Origin of the sequence: Flavobacterium sp. UBA6135, assembly GCF_002428305.1 — a bacterium.
Taxonomy (GTDB): domain Bacteria; phylum Bacteroidota; class Bacteroidia; order Flavobacteriales; family Flavobacteriaceae; genus Flavobacterium.
Window position 1 is genome coordinate 154294 of sequence record NZ_DIVJ01000023.1, and the last position, 21874, is coordinate 176167.

At 34.8% G+C, this 21874-nt stretch carries 19 protein-coding genes and 1 tRNA gene; 7 read left to right on the top strand and 13 right to left on the bottom strand.

The features are described from left to right. Window positions 1–4: 4 nt before the first annotated feature. From B3L86_RS06545 to B3L86_RS06580, 8 genes are all read right to left on the bottom strand, one after another. The gene (locus tag B3L86_RS06545) at window positions 5–616 is read right to left on the bottom strand and encodes a pseudouridine synthase (RefSeq protein ID WP_291116606.1); all 612 of its coding nucleotides are present in this window, start codon (window positions 614–616) and stop codon (window positions 5–7) included. A 293-nt stretch (window positions 617–909) separates the two neighbouring features. After that, a tRNA-Asp gene (locus B3L86_RS06550) sits at window positions 910–983 on the bottom strand. 86 nt (window positions 984–1069) lie between these two features. After that, the gene (locus tag B3L86_RS06555; RefSeq protein WP_291116609.1) at window positions 1070–1996 is read right to left on the bottom strand and encodes a DUF58 domain-containing protein; all 927 of its coding nucleotides are present in this window, start codon (window positions 1994–1996) and stop codon (window positions 1070–1072) included. Window positions 1997–2063: 67 nt separating this feature from the next. Continuing rightward, a complete protein-coding gene (locus B3L86_RS06560) occupies window positions 2064–2858 on the bottom strand; it encodes an SDR family NAD(P)-dependent oxidoreductase (RefSeq protein WP_291116612.1) in 795 nt (264 codons plus the stop codon). A 179-nt stretch (window positions 2859–3037) separates the two neighbouring features. Then, a complete protein-coding gene (gene trxA, locus B3L86_RS06565) occupies window positions 3038–3355 on the bottom strand; it encodes a thioredoxin (RefSeq protein ID WP_112085032.1) in 318 nt (105 codons plus the stop codon). Between the two features lie 117 nt (window positions 3356–3472). Further along, window positions 3473–7987 carry a DNA polymerase III subunit alpha gene (dnaE, locus tag B3L86_RS06570; protein WP_291116615.1) on the bottom strand — a complete coding sequence of 1505 codons (4515 nt, stop codon included), beginning with the start codon at window positions 7985–7987 and terminating at the stop codon, window positions 3473–3475. Window positions 7988–8147: 160 nt separating this feature from the next. Then, a complete protein-coding gene (locus tag B3L86_RS06575; protein WP_291116618.1) occupies window positions 8148–8522 on the bottom strand; it encodes an RNA recognition motif domain-containing protein in 375 nt (124 codons plus the stop codon). Between the two features lie 162 nt (window positions 8523–8684). After that, a complete protein-coding gene (locus tag B3L86_RS06580) occupies window positions 8685–9164 on the bottom strand; it encodes a DUF6252 family protein (RefSeq protein ID WP_291116621.1) in 480 nt (159 codons plus the stop codon). Window positions 9165–9363: 199 nt separating this feature from the next. Between B3L86_RS06580 and B3L86_RS06585 the strand changes: the two genes are divergently transcribed. From B3L86_RS06585 to B3L86_RS06600, 4 genes are all read left to right on the top strand, one after another. Then, the gene (locus tag B3L86_RS06585; RefSeq protein WP_291116624.1) at window positions 9364–9942 is read left to right on the top strand and encodes a 30S ribosomal protein S16; all 579 of its coding nucleotides are present in this window, start codon (window positions 9364–9366) and stop codon (window positions 9940–9942) included. A 12-nt stretch (window positions 9943–9954) separates the two neighbouring features. Further along, window positions 9955–10479, top strand: coding sequence for a ribosome maturation factor RimM (gene rimM, locus B3L86_RS06590; protein ID WP_291116627.1), 525 nt, complete (start codon window positions 9955–9957; stop codon window positions 10477–10479). A gap of 131 nt (window positions 10480–10610) precedes the next feature. Further along, window positions 10611–11318 carry a tRNA1(Val) (adenine(37)-N6)-methyltransferase gene (locus B3L86_RS06595; RefSeq protein ID WP_291116630.1) on the top strand — a complete coding sequence of 236 codons (708 nt, stop codon included), beginning with the start codon at window positions 10611–10613 and terminating at the stop codon, window positions 11316–11318. A gap of 140 nt (window positions 11319–11458) precedes the next feature. Further along, the gene (locus B3L86_RS06600) at window positions 11459–12637 is read left to right on the top strand and encodes an acyl-CoA dehydrogenase family protein (protein WP_291116633.1); all 1179 of its coding nucleotides are present in this window, start codon (window positions 11459–11461) and stop codon (window positions 12635–12637) included. A gap of 49 nt (window positions 12638–12686) precedes the next feature. Here the strand turns inward: B3L86_RS06600 and B3L86_RS06605 are convergent, their stop codons facing one another. Further along, window positions 12687–14519 carry a secretion protein gene (locus B3L86_RS06605; protein ID WP_291116636.1) on the bottom strand — a complete coding sequence of 611 codons (1833 nt, stop codon included), beginning with the start codon at window positions 14517–14519 and terminating at the stop codon, window positions 12687–12689. Window positions 14520–14953: 434 nt separating this feature from the next. Here B3L86_RS06605 and B3L86_RS06610 point away from each other — a divergent pair, with 434 nt between their 5' ends. Beyond that, the gene (locus B3L86_RS06610) at window positions 14954–15739 is read left to right on the top strand and encodes a DUF3050 domain-containing protein (RefSeq protein ID WP_291116639.1); all 786 of its coding nucleotides are present in this window, start codon (window positions 14954–14956) and stop codon (window positions 15737–15739) included. Between the two features lie 27 nt (window positions 15740–15766). Further along, a complete protein-coding gene (locus tag B3L86_RS06615; RefSeq protein WP_291116642.1) occupies window positions 15767–16480 on the top strand; it encodes an SGNH/GDSL hydrolase family protein in 714 nt (237 codons plus the stop codon). Here B3L86_RS06615 and B3L86_RS06620 read toward each other — a convergent pair whose 3' ends face one another. The 4 genes from B3L86_RS06620 to B3L86_RS06635 form a co-directional block, all read right to left on the bottom strand. Then, on the bottom strand, window positions 16481–16813 hold the full coding sequence (locus B3L86_RS06620) for a 2Fe-2S iron-sulfur cluster-binding protein (RefSeq protein WP_291116645.1): 333 nt from the start codon (window positions 16811–16813) through the stop codon (window positions 16481–16483). A gap of 4 nt (window positions 16814–16817) precedes the next feature. Next, window positions 16818–17876 (bottom strand): NAD(P)/FAD-dependent oxidoreductase, encoded by a 1059-nt coding sequence (locus tag B3L86_RS06625; RefSeq protein ID WP_291116647.1) that lies wholly within the window; start codon window positions 17874–17876, stop codon window positions 16818–16820. Between the two features lie 261 nt (window positions 17877–18137). Beyond that, a complete protein-coding gene (locus B3L86_RS06630; RefSeq protein WP_291116649.1) occupies window positions 18138–18377 on the bottom strand; it encodes a NifU family protein in 240 nt (79 codons plus the stop codon). Further along, window positions 18377–19519 (bottom strand): Mrp/NBP35 family ATP-binding protein, encoded by a 1143-nt coding sequence (locus B3L86_RS06635; RefSeq protein WP_291116652.1) that lies wholly within the window; start codon window positions 19517–19519, stop codon window positions 18377–18379. Before B3L86_RS06635 ends, B3L86_RS06630 begins: the two co-directional genes overlap by 1 nt. 287 nt (window positions 19520–19806) lie before the next feature. Here B3L86_RS06635 and B3L86_RS06640 point away from each other — a divergent pair, with 287 nt between their 5' ends. After that, window positions 19807–21702 (top strand): CocE/NonD family hydrolase, encoded by a 1896-nt coding sequence (locus B3L86_RS06640; protein ID WP_291116655.1) that lies wholly within the window; start codon window positions 19807–19809, stop codon window positions 21700–21702. Window positions 21703–21874 lie beyond the last annotated feature (172 nt).

A 21874-nucleotide genomic window follows, 5' to 3' on the forward strand; every position in this document is an offset into this window, starting at 1 on the left:
AAAATTAAACACCAAAAACACTTTCAATCTCCATAACTTCTCCCGATTGCAAATTATCTAAATGGAAGTTTCCAATTCGAACTCGAACCAATCGCAAAGTGGGGAAACCTACAGCAGAAGTCATTTTTCGCACTTGTCTAAACTTTCCTTCAGTAAGTGTAATGGAAACCCAAGAAGTGGGTCCGTGTCGTTCATCACGAATTTTTTGGATACGCAATGGAAGATTTGGAGCGTCAATTAATTTAGCTTGACATTTTTTGGTTTTGTATTTGGTTCCTTTAAAACCAATTAAAACACCGTTTTGAAGTTGGTCAACGGCTTCTTGAGTGAAAATACCATCCACTTGAGCATAATATTCTTTTTCCACTTTTTTGCTTCGCACCAATTCGCTCATCATGCCATCTGTGGTAAGAATGAGTAGGCCTTCTGAATCTTCGTCCAAACGACCAATTGCCATAGTTCCAGGAGGAAAATCGTATAATTCTCCCAATAACTTTTTGGTCCGCTTTAGCTCATAGATAAACTGACTAAGGTAGCCGTAGGGTTTGTGAATTAAGAAGTGACGGTGGTTTGTCATGCTTTTATGAGTTGGCATTCGCCATTTTTCAGTTTTCATTCACAGTTGGTAGATTTTGACATACAACTTTAAACTCCCAGATTTAGTTTCTAGACCCTTAATTCACTACTAAACAGGGACTTCCTTAAATCAAAAAAGCCATTCACCAAAAGGTGAAAAGCTTTTCATTGGTCTAACTACTAAACCGAGACTTCCTTACGGTCGTCCAAAACAACACAACTATTTTAAATGCCTCACTGAACTTTTATTTTAATGTGTGTTCGGCGAATGCATAGCATTTGCTTTTTTGGGCAAAAAAGCGATTCATTTCTGAATCGCTTTTCCCAATTTAGCGGTCTGGACGGGACTCGAACCCGCGACCCCATGCGTGACAGGCATGTATTCTAACCAACTGAACTACCAAACCATCGCTTTATTGCGGTTGCAAATATACAACTGATTTCTATATCCGCAAGTATTTTTTTTACTTTTTTTTCTTCAAAAAACCCAATACTATCCAAACAATTGTTTTTCAACCAAATATGTGGTTAGTATTTTTTCAAAATCTGCTCCAACATTCACCGGAACATATTTTATTTTATTTTGAGCACAAGTCATCGCTACTTTTTTGAAATAGAAATCGACACTTTTTTCGTAAGCCTTTTTGATGTTTTCGGCAAACAAATTGACAGTTTCTCCAGTTTCAACATCAATAAATTTACGTGGAGCATTATCAAAATCAAAATTTAACTCTCTTTTTTCGTCCACAACATGAAATAAAACCACTTTGTGTTTGTTGTGTTTCAAATGTTGAAGAGCATTAAAAAGCTTTTCTTCATCGCCATTTTGAAACATATCGGTAAATAAAATAATCATGGAACGGCGTTGCATTTTTTCGGCAATTTGATGCAAAAATGTAACGGTTTCCGTTGGTTTTGATTCTTTTGGTTTTTCCAGTAATTCTTCTAATTTATTTAAAACCATTCGATGATGGCGATCACTTCCTTTTTCGGGAGCATAGTATTCATACATATCTGAATAAACACTTAAACCCACGGCATCGCGTTGTTTCTTTAACAAATTCATCAAAACCGCAGACGCTAAAACCGAAAATCCTATTTTACTTTCATAAAATGGTTCGTCATCTTTTAACTTCGGAAAATGCATCGAAGAAGAATTATCAATAATTAAATGACATCGAAGGTTGGTTTCCTCCTCATATTTTTTGGTGTATAAACGGTCTGTTTTAGCAAATAATTTCCAATCAATGTGTTTGGTGCTTTCGCCTTTGTTATAGACTTTATGCTCAGCAAATTCGGCAGAAAACCCATGGAAAGGTGATTTGTGCATACCGGAAATAAAGCCTTCTACTACTTGGTTGGCAAGTAATTCTAAGTGTTTAAATCCGGATATTATTTCTTTTTGAGATTCGATGTTCATCTTTCAAAGATATCAAATCCCATTTGAGCTACAAAAGAAAATCGAACAAGACTCCGCTAATTTTATGTTAAGATGGTTTAGGACCTTTTGCCATCATTTTTCTCATAACACCCGGAAACCAGCGTTGTATACCTATGAAAATTTTGCCATGGGCCGTAAAAATATAATTGCGTTTTCTTTGCCAAATGGCTGAAACCATAACTTGTGCTGCTTTTTCTGTGGGCCACATCATTTTTTCAGGTCTGGGATCTTTGCGATCCGGATGCCAAACTCCTTCGTTATCAATTCGGGCTATTTCCGATTTAACAAAACCGGGGTGTAACGTGGTACAACTTACTCCGGTATCAAGTAATTCAACTTGATAAGTCAATCCAATGGAATTCACCGCAGCTTTTGAAGCTCCATAAGCTCCAACATAAGGATTTGGAAGATAAGCACCAACGCTTCCAACTAAAGCGAGTCTGCCCTTGGTTTGTTTTAAATGAGGTAATGCATATTTGGCCGTTAAAGCAAGTCCAATTACATTTCCTTGCAATTGGCGTTGCCATTCTTCTTGCGTCAAATCTTCCATTTTACCAAATACTCCAAAACCAGCATTGGCAACTGCTACGTCTAATTTACCAAATGTGTCAATTATTTGATTCACACAGTTTTTAATACTAACTTCATCCAAAATATCACAGAAAAATGCTTTTGCTTTACCGCCTGAACTTTCAATTTCTAAAACTAATTTATCTAATTCAACCATTCTTCGTGCGGAAACGGCAACAATAGCTCCGTTTTTGGAAAACGTTAATGCCATAGCTCTTCCAATTCCAGAAGAAGCACCGGTAATCCAAACGATTTGATCTTTAAAATTCATTGATTAAGGTTTTAAATGAACAACATCTTTTTACATCGAAAGTAAATTAATTAAATTACAAAAATTGAAATTACAAAAAACAAATAGAATATCAGTAATAAATTCTGAAAATCAATCATTTAAAATAAAAAAAGCCCAACTTTCGTTGGACCTTTAATTTGTAAAATATAATTTTTAGATTACAACAATGCATCAATTGCATCAGTATAATTTTTCTTTGGAGCTACGCCCACTTGTCTTCCTACCACTTCTCCATTTTGAAAAACAAGAACTGTTGGAATATTTCTAACGCCATATTTTGCTGCAAATTCTTGGTTTGCATCTACGTCAACTTTTCCAACTACCGCTTTCCCTTCATACTCTGTTGCGATTTCGTCGATAACCGGCCCTACCATTCTACAAGGTCCGCACCAAGCTGCCCAAAAATCTACTACTACCGGCTTATCTGATTTTAAAACTACTTCATCAAAAGTAGCATCTGTTATTGCTAATGCCATTTTATATTTTTTTAATTAATATTCATTTATTGATAATGCAAATTTAAAAATTTAAAACTTAATGAAGTGTTAATTGAAAATTAGTTTTGATTATGAAGGTATTTGTGGAATTGATGGTTAGTTCAACCTAAAGTCAACTTGTCTTTTTTCTAACTCATTTAATAATTCATTTGTAATTCGAACTTTCAGCTTTCTACTTGGCATCGTTAACTTTGTCACCAATTGGATATCATCTTTTGGAGCTTCGATTTCCATTTCAATATCTTCCAAATTTTCAATATCTAAATCTTCATCAGAAGCAATTACAACTGGTTTTATCTCAATTCCTTTTATCATTTTTTCCAATTCTAACACTTCAAAAGTTACCGAGTTATCACCTTGATAGGATTTAAAAATAGTACTTAACTCTGAAATAAGAGCACTATTTAAGTCTGCAATATTCATCTGAATGATAAGCTTTTTGGCGAACTGTGGCAAAACATCTTGCAAATATTGAATCAATTGAAATGTAATTCTCGGATCGCCTTTTTTACCTGTTTCTTTGTTTGCCCATCCTTCACGCACCATCACTTTCATAAACGTAAAATTATTTTGGATGATAAAATGACGGAATTTTAAATATTCTTCTCCGTAGATTCTAAATTCATAACTTTCATCATATCCTTCCAATACAAAGGATGCCCAGCCTTTTCCGTTTTGAGCCACACGATGCTGCACATTGGTTATAATTCCGCCAAAAGTCAACGTCTTATTCACGTGTTGCTCTAAATTTTTAAGGTATTCTAATTTTGAATTACAGAAATATTTCATCTCAAATCGAAAATCATCTAACGGATGTCCGGAAATATAAATCCCGACTACTTCTTTTTCTTTAGCTAATTTTTCCATCGTACTCCATTCATCGCAAGGCGGAACTTGCGGCTCCGCAATTTGAACATCACTTGCTTCACCAAACAAACTCACTTGAGCTGAATTTTCATTTTCCTGAAATTTTGCTCCGTAACGAATCGCTTTTTCCAAAAACGTGATATTATCACCGTCATGATGAAAATATTGTGCTCGATGCGTTGCCGAAAAACCATCAAATCCACCTGCTAAAGCTAAATTTTCAAAAGCTTTTTTGTTGGCTGCACGTAAATCAATTCGTTTTGCTAAATCAAAAATGGATTTATATTTTCCGTCTTTCAATCGGTTTTGCACGATGGTTTCTACCGCACCGGCTCCAACTCCTTTGATTGCCCCCATTCCAAAACGAATCGCACCATCATCATTTACGGTGAATTTATAAAACGATTCATTTACATCGGGACTCAATACTTTCATACCCATTCGCTTGCATTCTTCCATAAAAAACGAAACCTGTTTGATATCGTTCATGTTGTTAGAAAGCACCGCTGCCATATATTCTGCAGGATAATGAGCCTTAAGATAAGCCGTTTGATAACCAATCCAAGCATAGCAAGTGGAATGCGATTTGTTGAAGGCATAACTCGCAAAAGCTTCCCAATCTGTCCAAATTTTATCCAACTTTTTAGCATCATGACCTTTTTCAACAGCCTGATCAATGAACTTGGATTTCATTTTATCCAAAACATCTTTTTGCTTTTTACCCATCGCTTTACGAAGTACGTCGGCATCACCTTTAGAGAAACCGGCTAATTTTTGCGAAAGTAACATTACCTGCTCTTGGTAAACTGTGATTCCATAGGTTTCTTTCAAAAATTCTTCGTTGGCTTCTAAATCATATTCTATCGCTTCTTCGCCATTTTTTCTGCGAACGAAAGACGGAATATATTCTAATGGTCCAGGACGATACAAGGCATTCATCGCAATTAAATCACCAAAAACAGTTGGTTTTAAATCACGAAGGTATTTTTGCATTCCAACCGATTCATATTGGAAAATTCCAACTGTTTCACCACGTTGAAATAACTCATAGGTTTTAACATCATCAATTGGAAAAGCATCCGGATCGAGTTCTTTTCCGGTTCGATATTTAATTAATTTAACTGTATCTTTTATTAACGTAAGGGTTTTTAATCCTAAAAAGTCCATCTTCAACAAACCGGCACTTTCTACCACCGAGTTGTCAAATTGAGTGACATATAAATCCGAATCTTTTGCGGTTGCTACTGGAACGAAATTTGTAATGTCACTTGGCGTAATGATCACTCCGCAGGCGTGAATTCCGGTATTTCGCAACGAACCTTCCAATACTTTTGCTTGTTGAATGGTTTCTCCGGCTAATTCACCTTGATTGGCAATCGCAATTAATTCTTTTATGTTATCAAATTCATCAGAACGGACGGCTTTTTTTACTTCTTCGATTGAATCGGATAAAAATCGGGCTAAACTCCATTTTCCAGGCATCATTCCCGGAATTAATTTGGCTAATTTATCCGCTTCAAAAAGTGGTAAATCGAGCACACGAGCGGTATCTCTCAACGAGGATTTAGTAGCCATTTTACCATAGGTAATAATTTGAGCCACCTGATTTGAACCGTATTTATCAATCACATATTGCATCACGCGACCACGACCTTCATCATCAAAATCGATATCAATATCGGGCATCGAAACCCTGTCAGGATTCAGGAAACGCTCAAAAAGCAAATCGTATTCTAATGGGTCAATGTTCGTAATCCATAAACAATACGCCACCACTGAACCGGCAGCCGAACCACGACCGGGTCCAACCGAAACATCCATTTCACGAGCGGCTCTAATAAAATCTTGAACAATCAAAAAGTATCCGGGATAACCCGTGTTTTCAATTGTTTTTAATTCAAAATCAAGACGTTCTTCAATTTCCGGAGTGATGGTTCCGTAGCGTTTTTTAGCACCTTCATACGTGAGGTGTCTCAAATATAAATTCTCACCTCTTTTCCCACTATCTTCTTCATCTTCTGGAACTAAAAATTCTTCAGGAATATCAAACTTTGGAAGTAAAACTCCTCGAGCTAAATCGAAAATTTCAATTTTATCGACTACTTCGCTAATGTTTAAAATTGCTTCCGGTAAATCGGCAAAGAGTTTTTTCATCTCGTCGCCCGACTTAAAATAATATTCCTGATTAGGCAAACCGTAACGATAACCACGACCTCTTCCTATCGGTGTGGCTTGTTTTTCACCATCGCGAACACAAAGTAAAATGTCGTGAGCATTGGCATTTTCTTTATCTACATAAAAAACGTTGTTCGTAGCCACCATTTTTACGTCATGCTTTTTGGCTAATGAAATCAACGATGTATTCACTCTGTTTTCATCTTCTTGATTGTGTCGCATCAATTCGATGTACAAATCATCACCAAATTCATTTTTCCACCAGAGCAAGGCTTCTTCGGCTTGATTTTCGCCAATATTTAAAAGTTTATTCGGAATTTCGCCGGACAAACTTCCCGACAAAACAATCAAATCTTCTTTATATTTTTGAATTACTTCTTTGTCAATTCGGGGAACATAATAAAATCCGTCCGTATAACCAATGGATGACATTTTGGCTAAATTGTGATAGCCTTTTTTATTCTTAGCCAGAAAAACCACTTGATAGCCATTGTCTTTTCGGGTTTTATCTTTGTGATTATCGCAGACGAAAAATTCGCAACCTACAATGGGTTTGATAATTGTTTCTGTGGGATTTTCTCCGGCTTCAATTGCTGCTTTGTTTTTCGCTTCGGCAGATTTATTATGGTATAAAACATCTCGAACAAAATGAAAAGCTCCCATCATATTCCCGATATCGGTCATAGCAACCGCCGGCATTTTATTTTTAACCGCCGCTTTCACCAAGTCAGCAACGGAAATTGTCGATTGTAAAACGGAAAATTGTGAATGATTATGCAAATGCACAAAATCAACATCGACTAATGTTTTTTGGTTTTCAACTAAGTCTTTTTTAGGAAGTTCTTTTGGTTGTTCTTTTTGAAATTGTTTCCGAATTACTTCAGAAGCTTCTTTCAAATTAATATGTTTTAATCCGATTAGTTGAATTTCTTTCGGATTGTGTTCATTAAAATTTTTGAAATAATCTGCCGGAACATCGAGTTCTTCTTTGGTGAAAATTTCTCTTTTGATTAATTCGAGAAAACATCGTGTTGTTGCTTCAACGTCGGCAGTTGCATTATGAGCTTCTGAAAAAGGAACGCCAAAAAGATATTGATGTAATTCGGTTAAGGTTGGTAATTTGAATTTCCCACCACGTCCGCCGGGAAGTTTCAACAGATTTGCAGTCACTTCGGTACAAGTATCTAAAACCGGTTTAGAAGTCAGTAGAGAATTTACATTCATCCGATGAAATTCGCATCCCATAATATTCACATCAAATCCAACATTTTGACCAACAATGAATTTGGCTTTACTTAAAGCGATGTTGAATTTTTTGAGTACTTCATTTAAAGAAATTCCGTTTTGCTGAGCCAATTCGGTTGAAATACCGTGAATTCGTTCAGCGTCATATGGAATATTAAACCCGTCCGGTTGCACAAGATAATCTTGATTTTCGACCAAATTCCCCATTTCGTCATGCAATTGCCAAGCAATTTGAATGCAGCGGGGCCAATTGTCTGTATCGGTTAGTGGTGCATCCCATCGTTTGGGCAAGCCGGTGGTTTCAGTATCGAAGATTAAATACATTTTAGAAGCGAATTAGGCAAAAGGCAATGGCCAAAAGCAGTAATTTGAATAGAAACAAAAATACATTTTAAGGGGGAAGAAATCAACTTTAGTTATTAACAAAAAGCAAAAAACCACTCACTTTAGTGAATGGTTTTTAATATCGTATAAAGAAAAATTCTTAGTATCTTCCTCCTCCGCCACCGCGACTGTTTCCACCTCCGCTGTAGCCACCGCCACCACGACTGTTTCCACCACCACCGTAACCACCACCGCCTGAACGGTTGCTGTTAAAGCTTTTTCTTTCACCTTCCGGTTTTGGCTCTGATTTATTTACAACGATAGCACGTCCTTGAACAGTAGCTCCGTTTAATTCGTCAATTGCTTTCTGACCTTCTTCGTCATTTGGCATTTCAACAAAACCAAACCCTTTACTTCTTCCAGTAAATTTATCAGTTACAACTTTTACAGAATCAACTGCACCATAAGCCTCAAAAGACTCTCTTAAATCTGCTTCCTCAATACTCCAAGGAAGACTTCCAACAAAAATATTCATAAATTGAAATTAAAATTCCCTACAAAGGTAATCTATTTTAGTATGCAACTGAATATTTTTGTCTTTATTTTGAATTTCAAGCTATTAAACCCATCCTTACACATAAAAAAAGGCATTCATTTAAACATGAACGCCTTTGTATTATCTATACTCATAAAGAATTTATTGAGCCGGAAACACAGGTACTTTATAAAAAACACCCTCTTGCATATTAAGCAATTCAGCCCCTAAAGGATTATTCTCAATATTTACGGCATTAAATCTAAATTCACCGGATACTGTATTATTAACTGCATCGTATTCATCAATTACAATTTGTCCGTCACCACCAATATTTGCACCAGTTGCATAAATCAATTGAGTGCCACTAAAATTAGTTGTAAAAGAAGCACTTCTTGCACTATTTTCTCCTAAAATATATATGGCGGGGTTACGTGAAGGGGTTTTTAAAATTAATTCTTGATTGGAAGTATATGCATTTATAGTCAAAGCTCCATTTAAATCAACAAAAGCTTGAAAATCTATGGCTCTCCAAGTAGCATTATCCAATCTTCCTTGAACAGAAGGGTTATTGAATTTAACATTCTCTTCGCAGGAGCTTAAGAGTGTTATCATTACAAAAAAAGAAACTATTTTTTTCATTATTTCGGTAAATTTGAATTGCATTAGTGATACAAAAATAGTTTTTCTACTGAAATAGCCCTCAATATTTGTATAAAAATTTGAAAAACAGAACATTTTTTAATAAAAGACAGTTTAGAGTTGGGCACATTGAAAACTTTTGTATATTTGCACCCTTAATTAACAGAGGTCGAGAACCTCAAAATTTAATCACAAGATTATGTCAGTAAAAATTAGATTACAAAGACACGGAAAAAAAGGAAAACCTTTTTTCTGGATCGTAGCAGCAGATGCTCGCTCAAAAAGAGATGGTAAATTTCTAGAAAAATTAGGAACTTACAATCCAAACACAAATCCTGCAACTATTGATTTGAACCTTGATGGTGCTGTTCAATGGTTACATAATGGTGCTCAACCAACAGATACAGCAAGAGCAATCCTTTCTTACAAGGGAGCGTTATTGAAACATCACTTGGATGGCGGCGTTAGAAAAGGAGCTTTAACTCAAGAACAAGCAGATGCTAAGTTAGCAGTTTGGATTGAAGAAAAAGCAAACAAAGTTACTTCTAAAAAAGAAGGTTTAAGCAAAGCACAAGAAAAAGCAAAAGCGGAAGCATTAAAAGCTGAAAAAGCGGCTAATGACAAACGTGCAAATGCTGCTGCAGAAGCTTTAAAAGCTGAAGAAGTAACTGAAGAGGTTGCTGAAGAAGTGACAGAAGAAGTAAGTGAAGTGGCTGCTGAGGTAGTTGCAGAAGAAACTCCTGCTGTTGAAGAATCAAATGAAGAAAAAGAAGCTTAATAAATTGCGATAATGCGTAAAGAAGAATGTTTCTATCTTGGCAAAATCGCTAAAAAATTTAGTTTCAAAGGGGAATTGTTAGTCTATTTAGACACTGACGAACCCGAGTTATATGAAAATATGGAATCAGTTTTTGTTGAATTAAACAAAAACTTGGTTCCATTTTTTATTGAAAATAGTTCGCTACACAAAAATGATTTTCTCAGGGTTAAATTTGAAGATGTAGAAAATGAAGCTGATGCAGATGCAATTATGGGTTGCGAGCTTTATTTGCCTCTCTCTTTTCTTCCAAAATTAGAAGGAAATCAATTTTATTATCACGAAGTAATTGGCTTCGAAATTGAAGACCAACGTCTTGGTGTTTTTGGAAAAATTGTTTCTATAAACGATTCAACCGCTCAGCCACTTTTTGAAGTTTTGAATGGTGCGGTGGAAATGCTTATTCCAATGATTGATCACTTTTTGGTTAAAATTGATCGTGAAAATAAAAAGGTAATCATGAATTTACCGGAAGGTTTGGTGGAGATGTATCTTTAGAACGTTTCAGGTTTCAAGTTTCAAGTTTCAAGTATTGAAATCAAAAATCTTCATTCAAAAATCGTTAATTTTGATTTTGTAATTCTTAAAAAATACCTGAAGCCCACTGGACTTCCTCCTTTTAATTTCAAATGTTTCAATTCAAACAATTTTCTGTTCAACAAGACCGATGTGCCATGAAAGTGGGAACGGATGCCGTTTTATTGGGTGCTTGGTGTCCGATTGAAAACAACCCCATTTCAATTTTAGATATTGGAGCTGGCACAGGAATACTCGCTTTAATGCTGGCACAAAGAAGCAATGCAGAACAAATTGATGCTCTGGAAATTGATGAAGAAGCATATGAACAGTGTGTTGAAAATTTTGAAAACTCTCCTTGGAGTGATCGTTTGTTTTGCTTTCATGCCGGCTTGGATGAGTTTATTGATGAGCCCGAAGATGAATATGATTTAATCATTTCCAATCCTCCTTTCTATACTGAAAATTATAAAACTGAAAATTCGCAACGGGATTTAGCAAGATTTCAAGATGCGTTACCTTTTGACGAATTAATTGAAGCTGCAGATTTGTTACTTTCTGAAAACGGAATTTTTGCAGTAATACTTCCTTTTAAAGAAGAACAGAGATTTATTGATTTATGTGCTGAATTTGAATTGTTTCCCGTGAAAATTACAAGAGTAAGAGGCAATTCTTCAACTCCAATTGTCAGAAGTTTGTTGGCTTTTAAACGATACGAACTAAGCACTTTAGAAGCTGACGAAGTGATTATTGAAACAGCTCGGCATCAATATACAAATGACTACATTGATTTAACAAAAGACTTTTATTTAAAAATGTAACTTCATTTTTATTGTCTGTTTTTGGAAATTATAACAATCGTTAATTGATTTGTTACATTTCTTTACTTACTTTTGCAAACGTTTTCGTTATCAATATTAACCAAGATGAGATTGCATTTTGCCTCATAAAAGCACAACTTATGAAACCAGATTTATTTCAAGCTCCTGATTATTACTTACTAGATGATTTATTAACCGAGGAACACAAATTAGTGCGTGATTCTGCTAGAGCATGGGTGAAACGTGAAGTATCACCTATTATTGAAGATTATGCTCAACGTGCTGAATTTCCAACTCAAATCATTAAAGGTTTAGGAGAAATTGGCGGTTTTGGTCCCTATATTCCTGAGGAATATGGCGGAGCAGGTTTAGATCAAATATCTTATGGATTAATCATGCAAGAAATTGAAAGAGGAGACTCAGGAGTTCGTTCTACATCATCTGTTCAATCTTCGTTGGTTATGTATCCTATTTGGAAATATGGAAACGAAGAACAACGAATGAAATACCTACCCAAATTAGCCACAGGCGAAATGATGGGTTGTTTTGGATTAACTGAACCTGATCATGGTTCAAATCCGGGCGGAATGACTACAAACTTTAAAGACAAAGGCGATCATTACTTATTGAATGGAGCTAAAATGTGGATATCAAATGCTCCGTTTGCAGACATTGCTATTGTTTGGGCAAAAAATGAAGAAGGAAGAATTCACGGCTTGATTGTAGAACGAGGAATGGAAGGCTTTACAACACCTGAAACTCATAATAAATGGTCACTTCGTGCTTCGGCAACAGGTGAATTAATTTTTGATAATGTAAAAGTTCCTAAAGAAAATTTATTACCCAATAAATCAGGATTAGGTGCTCCACTTGGCTGTTTAGACTCTGCAAGATACGGAATTGCTTGGGGTGCAATTGGAGCTGCAATGGATTGTTATGATACTGCATTACGCTATGCCAAAGAAAGAATTCAATTTGACAAACCAATTGGAGCAACACAATTGCAACAAAAAAAATTAGCTGAAATGATTACAGAAATCACAAAAGCCCAATTATTAACTTGGCGTTTAGGTGTTTTGCGTAATGAAGGAAAAGCAACAACTGCCCAAATTTCTATGGCAAAAAGAAACAATGTAAATATGGCAATTGAAATTGCACGAGAGGCAAGACAAATTTTAGGAGGGATGGGAATTACCGGTGAATATTCCATCATGAGACACATGATGAATTTGGAGTCAGTGATTACCTATGAAGGTACACACGACATTCATTTATTGATTACGGGAGCTGATATAACTGGAATACAAGCGTTTAAATAATATAAAAAGTCCTTCTAAACCTAGAAGGACTTTTTTCTTTACAACCTAATTATTTAAAAATTGGTATTTTTTGAGTATAAGCTTTTTTAGATTCATTTGTTGTAATTTGAAGGATGTGAATGCTATCACCTAACAAACTTGTATCAAATTCATAGTTACTGTTGGATCCCATATTTTTAAAATGAAGTACTTTTTTTCCTGAAAGATCAAATAAATCAATAGTGTTTAATTCTAAATTTTTAGGGTTCTTAATAACCAATAAATTATCTTTTAAATTGGAATACCCAAGTAGTTGGCTATCCAAAAGTTCAGGGACATTTAAAGTAGCGTTCAAAAAAGTAATTTCATAACGCGTGTTGTTTGTGCCGGCAGGTAATATTATTGTTTGTTCACTATTTTTTATATCATAGTACACCCCTGTAACTTTATCATGTAAATAAACATCTAAAAACCCGGAAACGCCACACATTTCAACAACTCCAATTTTGAAAGTTGCCTCAGTGTTACATTTAAATCCTATTGGATACACATTTGTAACCGCAAAAGGCATTGTTGAATGAACGTATTCTTGCTGATTTAAATAAAGATAAGAATCAAAAGGTAAATTGGTGCCATCGCCTGATTTTGAATCTGCATTATCCAAACCTTCTGTAGCATTAGAAAGAAAACAAATTGCATATTGTCTAATTGCTTGGTTGTTCAAAAGCGTATTTATTTTAATGTGAGGAGCCGGTTTTTTATTAATTTGTGTATAATCAATACCTGCTAAATTTGGAATTTCTCCAAAGAAATCACTTTCATTATCTTCAGTAGGGTTACTAGTTGAAGCAGTGTTAGCATTACGTTCAAATTGTGATTGATTTGAAAAGCCTTCTTTTCTAAAGACTCTATGGGTATTTTTCATTTTAACCGTACCGTCTGCCAAACCTCTTATCATGAATCCTTGTCCTATGGGAGAAAAACGTCTTTCGTAACTATTCAATGGATTGCTGGCAACGGTGCCTTGATTTCCGCCAATATCATAATTATAAAAAGTAGCAGGCGTATAAACACTAGTTGAACCATTATAAACACCATAACCTCCGCGATAATTCGATACTACATGTGAATTCACCGTTTTGTCGTGTTCCCAAAATAAAGCAGTTCCGTCAATAAAAGGTGTGTTTTCAGAATCCGTTAAAAAAAGGTTTAAGTCAATCGCAGAAGGATATGGATTTCCGGTTAATGTGAATTTATTTGCTGCTACTTCAATAGAGATTGTGCCTGAATTAGGTCTACCTCTAAAATCATAGCGTTGACTTGTCCCAGATGCATTGTTTGGAACTATCCCAGCATAAGGCTGTGTGGAATCAAAACCTGAACTGCCCTTCATTGTAAATCCTTGTCCAGTTACAATATTTATTGCAGCACCTGTATGCAACCACTGCGAATAAAATTCAGAAGATAAAAATCGATAAATCCATTTTGAAGATATAGTTAAACTTGTATCTGTTGTTGATCCGTTATTTGAAGCAGTTGTTACAACAGGTAAACTTTGTGTTTTAGTTACCGGTCTTTGAAATAAAGTAATACCAAAAGGATTATTACCTAACGTAGAAGTACTACCCACTGGAGAACACCAATAATTATACTGAAAATTGTTTACCGTTCCTTCTTGATAAACAGACAATTGCCCTAACCCCTCGTTTGTTGAAGCAACTTCTTTCTGTAATAATTGTCCGTTATTCCTCAGATAAACTGCTGCAGATGGTGCTAAGTTTAAATAACTACTAACAGTTATATATTGATTGTCTACATACAAAAACGAATTATTTTTTACATATAGCTGTCCTTTTACATAAAAAGGAAGAAATAGTAAAATATAGCATACTGCTTTTCTCATTTTTAATATCATATTAAATTATTTAAAATCTATCTTTTCAGTGTAAAGAATAAAAAGGCTTCGTTAAAACTAGATTATATTAAATTTGAGGTAACCAAAAATAGTATATTAATCAAAATAATCATTATTTTAACAGTAATTAAGTTTGTTTATTATGATAATCGTAAATTTTAAACTTTTTATTTAATTATTATTAATTTTTTATAAATATTTATGCAATCCATTACATATTTACTATTTCTTTAATTCATTAATTATATTAAAATTCTTAAAAATTTGATTTTAATTACTAAAGAGGTTGATTTATATTCTCTATTTTGAAAAAAAGTGCTGGTGTTTCTTTTGATAAGTAAATCAAACCGGTGTATAATTAATTTCAATCATATAAATTTCGTAAAACCATGAAGCTTTTCTATTTTTGAAGTAAAAAAGCTATGAACTTTAACAACATTAAGCAAACTATTGAGCCACTTCGTTTACAACTTTTAAATCATTCTTTATACAAAAACATAAAAACTGCAGACGATTTACATAGCTTTCTAGAAGGCCACGTTTATGCTGTTTGGGATTTTATGTCTCTTTTAAAGGCACTTCAATCAAAATTAACGTGCACTACAACACCTTGGATTCCCTATGGAAATCCAGAGATTAGGTATTTGATTAACGAGATTGTACTGGCAGAAGAAACAGATATTTCACTTGACGGAAAAAGACAAAGTCACTTTGAAATGTATTTAGACGCTATGAATACGTGTGATTCTAACACCCAAGAGGTTGCTAGATTTTTAGAAAACATTCAAGAAACTCAAAACATTTTTGTTTCGATTAAGCAAAGTAATTTAGACCCTAAAATAAAATCATTTTTAGATTTTACTTTTAGAATAATTGAAGAGGGAAAACCTCACAAAATCGCTGCTGCTTTTACATTTGGCAGAGAAGATTTAATTCCGGATATGTTTACTTCAATACTTAAAAACTTCCAAGAAAACTTCCCTGAAACTAATTTAGCAAAACTTATCTACTATTTTGAAAGACATATTGAATTAGATGGCGACGAACATGGCCCGATGGCTATGAAGATGATAGCAGAATTATGTGGCGAAAATGAAACAAAATGGAAAGAAGTAGCAGAAGTCTCTGTTTTAGCGTTAGAAAAACGTATTGGCCTTTGGGATGCAATAGAGGAGAAAATTCTTCAAAAAGAAGTTTGTCATCCCTAGTTATTTAAAAAGTAAAAGTTGTAATTCATGAGAAAAGTTTTCGCTTGCCTATTTCTTACCATTCTAACATTATTAGGATGCTCTGACAATGAAAACCATTTGGAAACAGAAGAAATTCAAATTCAAAATGAATACCATTATCTAGCATTAGGGGATAGTTATACCATCGGTCAAAGTGTTTGTGAGACTTGTCGGTTTCCTGAACAATTAAAAGACAGTTTGAAAAATCATTTAAATGCTTCAGACAAAATTACGGTAAAAGTAGTTGCTCAAACCGGCTGGACTACGAGCAATTTAAAAACAGCAATTACTAATGAAAATTTAATTTCAGAATATGATCTGGTAACATTATTAATTGGCGTTAATAACCAATATCAAAACAAACCTTTTTTGTTGTACGAAACTGAATTTCCTGAGTTACTTCAGAAAGCAATTATTTTGGCAAAAGGAAATAAAAATCGTGTAATTGTAATTTCTATTCCGGATTATGCTTTTACTCCTTTTGGACAATCAAGCTCAAATCCGCAATCAATTTCAAATGAATTGGACAATTATAATTTGTTTGCTAAAAATTATGCGGAATCTCAAGGAATAATTTTTATAAACATTACCGATATTACACGAAATGGACTGAATAATCCAGATTTGGTTGCTTCAGATAATTTACATCCGTCAAAATTAGCTTATTCAAAATTTGTTGAAAGGATATTACCTGATGCGAAAAATATTTTGGGGATTTAACTATTGTTCTGGTGCTATTTGAACTTCTAAACCTTCTATTTCTTGATTAATATGAATTTGGCATCCTAATCTACTGTTTTCTTGAACATGATAAGCCTCCCAGAGCATTGCCTCTTCATCAGGAGATTTTTCCGGCAAGGGTACTTCATTTAAAACATAACATTGACAAGAAGCACACATTGCCATCCCCCCACATATTCCTATCGTTCCTTCCTCTGCCAATTCAAAAGCACGAATCACTTCCATAAGATTCATGTTCATGTCTGTTGGAGCTTGCACTTCGTGTTGAACTCCATTTCGGTCTGTAATTTTAATAGTGATGTCTTTTGACATATTTTTATTCAATCGATTTAACAACTGCTTTTTCAGCTTCTTTTCGTGTCCCATCAAAACCATCTACACCGGAAACCGTTGTATATTTTAAAACATATTTTTTACCGGGGTTTAATCTGCTGTAAACACTTTGACACATTAAAGTGGCTTCGTGAAACCCACATAAAATCAGTTTTAGTTTTCCGGGATAGGTATTAACATCACCAATAGCATAAATTCCTTCAATATTGGTTTGATAATCTAGAGCATTATTCACTTTAATGGCGTTTTTCTCGATTTCTAAACCCCAATTTGCAATGGCACCCAACTTTGGCGTGAGTCCGAATAAGGGGATAAAATAATCTGTTTCCACATTCATTCGAGCTCCGTTAATTTCTATATCAACGGATTCAATTCGTTCTGATCCTTTGAAACCAACTACTTCTGCCGGTGTAATTAATTTTATTTTCCCTTCGTTTTTTAATTCTTGTACTTTTTCAACGGAATCTAAAGCTCCTCTAAATTCATTTCTTCTGTGAACCAAAGTTACTTCTGAAGCAACGTCAGAAAGAAAGATGCTCCAGTCTAATGCAGAATCACCCCCTCCTGAAATTACAATTTTTTTATTCCTGAAAAGTTCCGGGTCTTTAACAAAATATTCAATTCCACGACCTTCTTTCTCATAAAACTCTACATCTTTCAACAAAGGTTTTCTAGGTTCAAAAGTTCCTAATCCTCCGGCAATAGCAATCGCTTTTGCATGATGTTGCGTTCCTTTGTTTGTGGTAACAATAAAACTTCCATCTTCTAATTTATCGATTGTTTCAGCAGTTTCTCCCAAAGTAAATCCGGGTTGGAATTGTTTAATTTGTTCCATTAAGTTGGTTACTAAATCACCTGCTAAAACTTCGGGATAACCAGGAATATCATAAATAGGTTTTTTGGGATAAAGTTCTGCCAACTGACCTCCGGGTTGCGGAAGAGCATCAATTAAATGGCATTTTAATTTTAAAAGTCCTGCTTCAAAAACAGTAAAAAGCCCTGTCGGGCCAGCACCAATAATGAGTATATCAGTTTGTATCATTCTATTTTAAGTTGCTAAGATTCTGAGTTACTGAGATTCTGAGTTACTGAGAAGCTGAGTTGCTGAGTTCTTTTTAGGTTTACTTGGCGAAAGTAGTTTTTCTTTTTTCTTTTGTATATGACATTTATCAGTTGGCACAAATTGCGTAAGTGATTGTTGCGGAAAGCCCAAAGCTACGAAGGAACTTGCAGAATTGAAGCAATCCCGATAACTATCGGGACGTAGTGGATAGTCCACCCCTTATAGTTACATCAAAAAAATTTAGGCTACGTTTTCAACGGTTTCAATTTGTGGTACATATTTTTTTATTGTTGTTTCAACTCCTGCTTTAAGGGTCATTTGATTCACACTACACCCAACACAAGCACCTTCTAATCGAACTTTTACATGTTTGTCATCCAAGACGTCAATTAGAGAGATGTTGCCACCATCTGATTCTAAAAAAGGGCGGATTTCATCTAATGCTTTTTCGATTTCTAATCTAATTTCTTCTTTTGTCATTATTTCTTATTTACAGCTGAACATCCAGCCATTGTTGTGATTTTTATTGCTTCAGTTGGAGGCAAACCTTCGTTTCTGTTCACAACTTGTTGTACTACATTTCTTGTCACTTCTTCAAAAGCGGCTTCTAAAGCAGTCCCGGTTTGCATAGCTGCCGGACGTCCGTAATCTCCTGCTTCACGAATACTTTGAACTAACGGTATTTCCCCCAAAAGAGGTACATTTAAATCTTCAGCCAAATTTTTTGCTCCTTCTTTACCAAAGATATAATATTTATTATTAGGTAATTCTTCCGGTGTAAAATAGGCCATATTTTCTATTATTCCCAAAACAGGAACATTTATAGCTTCAGACAAAAACATGGAAACCCCTTTTTTGGCATCTGATAATGCCACGGCTTGAGGTGTGCTGACAACTACAGCTCCGGTTATGGGAAGGGATTGCATTATTGACAAATGAATATCGCCGGTTCCGGGAGGCAGGTCAATTAACAAAAAGTCTAATTGTCCCCAATCGGCATCAAAAATCATTTGGTTAAGGGCTTTACCTGCCATTGGTCCTCGCCAAATTACGGCTTGATCGGGTTTTGTAAAAAATCCTATGGAAAGTATTTTTACTTCATAACTTTCAACAGGTTTCATTTTTGATTTGCCGTCAACTTCAACGGATAAAGGTTTTGCTTGTTCAACATCAAACATAATCGGCATGGATGGCCCGTAAATATCTGCATCTAAAACACCTACGCTGAATCCCATTTTTGCTAAAGTCACAGCAATATTGGCTGTTATGGTTGACTTTCCAACGCCTCCTTTGCCGGAAGCAATGGCCACAATGTTGCTAATTCCCGGAATTGGTTTTCCTTTGATCAGGTTAGGGTTTTCAGTTTTTTCGGGAGCTTCAACTTTAATGTTCACTTTTACTTTAGCTTTTTCATAAACCAAATCATGAATGGTTTTAATGATGTCTACTTCAGCCCTTTTTTTGATGTGTAACGCTGGGGTGTTCAAAACCAAGTCCACAACCACTTCATCTCCAAAAGTTAGTACATTTGTTACTGCTCCGCTTTCCACCATATTTTTTCCCTCTCCGGCTATTGTTATGGTTTCCAGAGCTTTTAGTATTTCTTTTCGTTCGAGTTTCATTATAAAATATAAAATTGTAGCGTCTAAATTAAAGATAACAGATTATGAAAATAACCCTTTTTATTTAAACTAATTATAGATTGCAAAGATAATAGGATTTTGGCTGAAACAGTAGTTAAAGAAATTAAAATGTTTCAATCAAATTAAGATTGTATTTTTTTGATTTGGATCAAGAACTTGTACATAAAAACAACTAACTAATTTAAAGCATACATTAACAATTGTTCCGAAAAGTATTTCCTATTTTTGATTCAAGAATAATTTAAAGCACTGCTAACCCTTTCCTTATGAAAAAAATAATATTCTTTATCCTTTTTTTGAATTTTGCTTTATTTGCCCAACGTCCAAAAATTGATTCCGATTATATGCGGGAACATTATGTCAAAAGTGAGCATTATATTTCAATGCGAGATGGAATCAAACTTTATACAATTGTTTATACCCCAAAAGATAAAGCTACTACTTATCCTTTTTTAATGAACAGAACGTGTTATAATGCATCCGGTTCTGATAATTTTAATGTTAGAACACCATCGCCTTTTTTAGTTGACGATAAATATATTTTGGTGTATCAAGATGTTCGTGGCCGTTACATGAGCGAAGGTGTTTTTGATAATATGCGTCCGAATATACCAGGCAACAATCCAAAAAACAAAACAGCAATAGATGAAAGTTCAGACACATGGGATACAATAGAGTGGTTGCTCAAAAACATCAAACCCAATAATGGCCGAGTTGGTATATATGGGATTTCCTATCCCGGTTTTTATTCTGCTGCGGCATTACCGGATGCACATCCTTCTTTAAAAGCTGCTTCTCCACAAGCTCCAATTTCTGATTTCTTTTTTGATGACTTTCATCATATGGGTGCTTTTTTACAAAGCTATTCTGCTGCATTTTCTGTTTTTGGATATCACAAACAAGAATTGACAAAAGAGAATTGGTATACGGAAGCATCGCAACGATTTAGATCACAAAAAGTGGCAGATGGTTATCAATTTCATTTAAATTTAGGCCCTTTAAAAACCTTGACTGAGAAGTATCATTATGATAATTTCTTCTGGAAACAAATTATTGACCATCCGAATTATGACAATTTTTGGCAGGATAGAAATATTTTGCCTCATCTCAGAAATGTAACTCCCGCCGTTATGACCGTTGGCGGGTGGTTTGATGCTGAAGATTTATATGGCCCTTTAAATATCTATAAATCGATAGAAAAAAACAATCCAAAAACAACAAATACTTTAGTTATGGGTCCATGGGCTCACGGTGATTGGGCTAGAGAACGAGGCAAATCTACCCATAATCATATCTATTTTGGCGACAGTATTTCTACTTTTTATCAAAAAGAAATTGAACGAAACTTTTTTGCATATCATTTAAAAAGCAAGGGGGAAAACACACTTCCGGAAGCTTATATGTATGATACCGGAATCAAAGCATGGAAAACATTTAATGCGTGGCCACCAAAAGGTTATCAGCCAATACAACTTTACTTTGCAGAAAACGGAAAACTTTTAGTTAATCAAGCTTCAGACCCTACTGTTCAATTTAGTTATATGAGTGATCCCTCAAAACCGGTTCCTTATACTTCTCAAACAGAAGGGTTGACTTTTACCCCGAGACGATTTATGAGTGATGATCAGCGACATGCATCCACACGGCCTGACGTATTGACTTTTGAGACTGATGTTTTGGAAAATGACATCACTTTAGCAGGAGAAATAATGGCTCGACTAAAAGTTAGCATGACGGGTACAGATGCCGATTTTATTGTAAAACTGATTGATGTTTATCCGCAAGATTATCCAAAGTATGAGCACAATCCTGAGAACATCATTATGGGTGGTTACCAACAATTGGTGCGAAGCGAAACTTTTAGGGGTCGTTTTAGAAATAGTTTTGAGAAACCCGAACCTTTTGTTTCAAATACAGAAACCAACGTTGAATTTCCGCTGCAAGATGTTTTGCATACTTTCAAAAAAGGACATCGCATCATGATTCAAATTCACAGTACATGGTTTCCATATATTGACAGAAATCCTCAAAAATATGTAGACAACATTTACAAAGCAGAGACTAGTGATTTTATTAAATCAACCATAACTATACTTGGAAGCTCAATGATTGAAATTGGTGGTGAGAAAACCTTGGAAGGCACGCTTATATTTAAAAAGTAAATAAAATAAAAAAGGTACGCATTGCGTACCTTTTTTGCCCCAAATCTACCATAAACTTAACCTACTAATGCTATGGTGGAGTAAAAGTATGTGGAATATTATCATCAAAAAAAATATTTCTGTTAAAATGAATAAAAAATCGTTTAAAAGTAAAATTATATCGATTTGATAA

Bases quoted from the DNA above. Each gene is read 5' to 3' on its own strand.
- B3L86_RS06635 (WP_291116652.1), bottom strand. From the start codon at position 19,519: ATGAAACTCGAACGAAAAGAAATACTAAAAGCTCTGGAAACCATAACA.
- trxA (WP_112085032.1), bottom strand. From the start codon at position 3,355: ATGGCATTAGCAATAACAGATGCTACTTTTGATGAAGTAGTTTTAAAA.
- B3L86_RS06640 (WP_291116655.1), top strand. From the start codon at position 19,807: ATGAAAAAAATAATATTCTTTATCCTTTTTTTGAATTTTGCTTTATTT.
- B3L86_RS06605 (WP_291116636.1), bottom strand. From the start codon at position 14,519: ATGAGAAAAGCAGTATGCTATATTTTACTATTTCTTCCTTTTTATGTA.
- B3L86_RS06620 (WP_291116645.1), bottom strand. From the start codon at position 16,813: ATGTCAAAAGACATCACTATTAAAATTACAGACCGAAATGGAGTTCAA.
- B3L86_RS06545 (WP_291116606.1), bottom strand. From the start codon at position 616: ATGAAAACTGAAAAATGGCGAATGCCAACTCATAAAAGCATGACAAAC.
- rimM (WP_291116627.1), top strand. From the start codon at position 9,955: ATGCGTAAAGAAGAATGTTTCTATCTTGGCAAAATCGCTAAAAAATTT.
- dnaE (WP_291116615.1), bottom strand. From the start codon at position 7,987: ATGTATTTAATCTTCGATACTGAAACCACCGGCTTGCCCAAACGATGG.
- B3L86_RS06560 (WP_291116612.1), bottom strand. From the start codon at position 2,858: ATGAATTTTAAAGATCAAATCGTTTGGATTACCGGTGCTTCTTCTGGA.
- B3L86_RS06610 (WP_291116639.1), top strand. From the start codon at position 14,954: ATGAACTTTAACAACATTAAGCAAACTATTGAGCCACTTCGTTTACAA.
- B3L86_RS06600 (WP_291116633.1), top strand. From the start codon at position 11,459: ATGAAACCAGATTTATTTCAAGCTCCTGATTATTACTTACTAGATGAT.
- B3L86_RS06595 (WP_291116630.1), top strand. From the start codon at position 10,611: ATGTTTCAATTCAAACAATTTTCTGTTCAACAAGACCGATGTGCCATG.
- B3L86_RS06585 (WP_291116624.1), top strand. From the start codon at position 9,364: ATGTCAGTAAAAATTAGATTACAAAGACACGGAAAAAAAGGAAAACCT.
- B3L86_RS06625 (WP_291116647.1), bottom strand. From the start codon at position 17,876: ATGATACAAACTGATATACTCATTATTGGTGCTGGCCCGACAGGGCTT.
- B3L86_RS06555 (WP_291116609.1), bottom strand. From the start codon at position 1,996: ATGAACATCGAATCTCAAAAAGAAATAATATCCGGATTTAAACACTTA.
- B3L86_RS06630 (WP_291116649.1), bottom strand. From the start codon at position 18,377: ATGACAAAAGAAGAAATTAGATTAGAAATCGAAAAAGCATTAGATGAA.
- B3L86_RS06615 (WP_291116642.1), top strand. From the start codon at position 15,767: ATGAGAAAAGTTTTCGCTTGCCTATTTCTTACCATTCTAACATTATTA.
- B3L86_RS06580 (WP_291116621.1), bottom strand. From the start codon at position 9,164: ATGAAAAAAATAGTTTCTTTTTTTGTAATGATAACACTCTTAAGCTCC.
- B3L86_RS06575 (WP_291116618.1), bottom strand. From the start codon at position 8,522: ATGAATATTTTTGTTGGAAGTCTTCCTTGGAGTATTGAGGAAGCAGAT.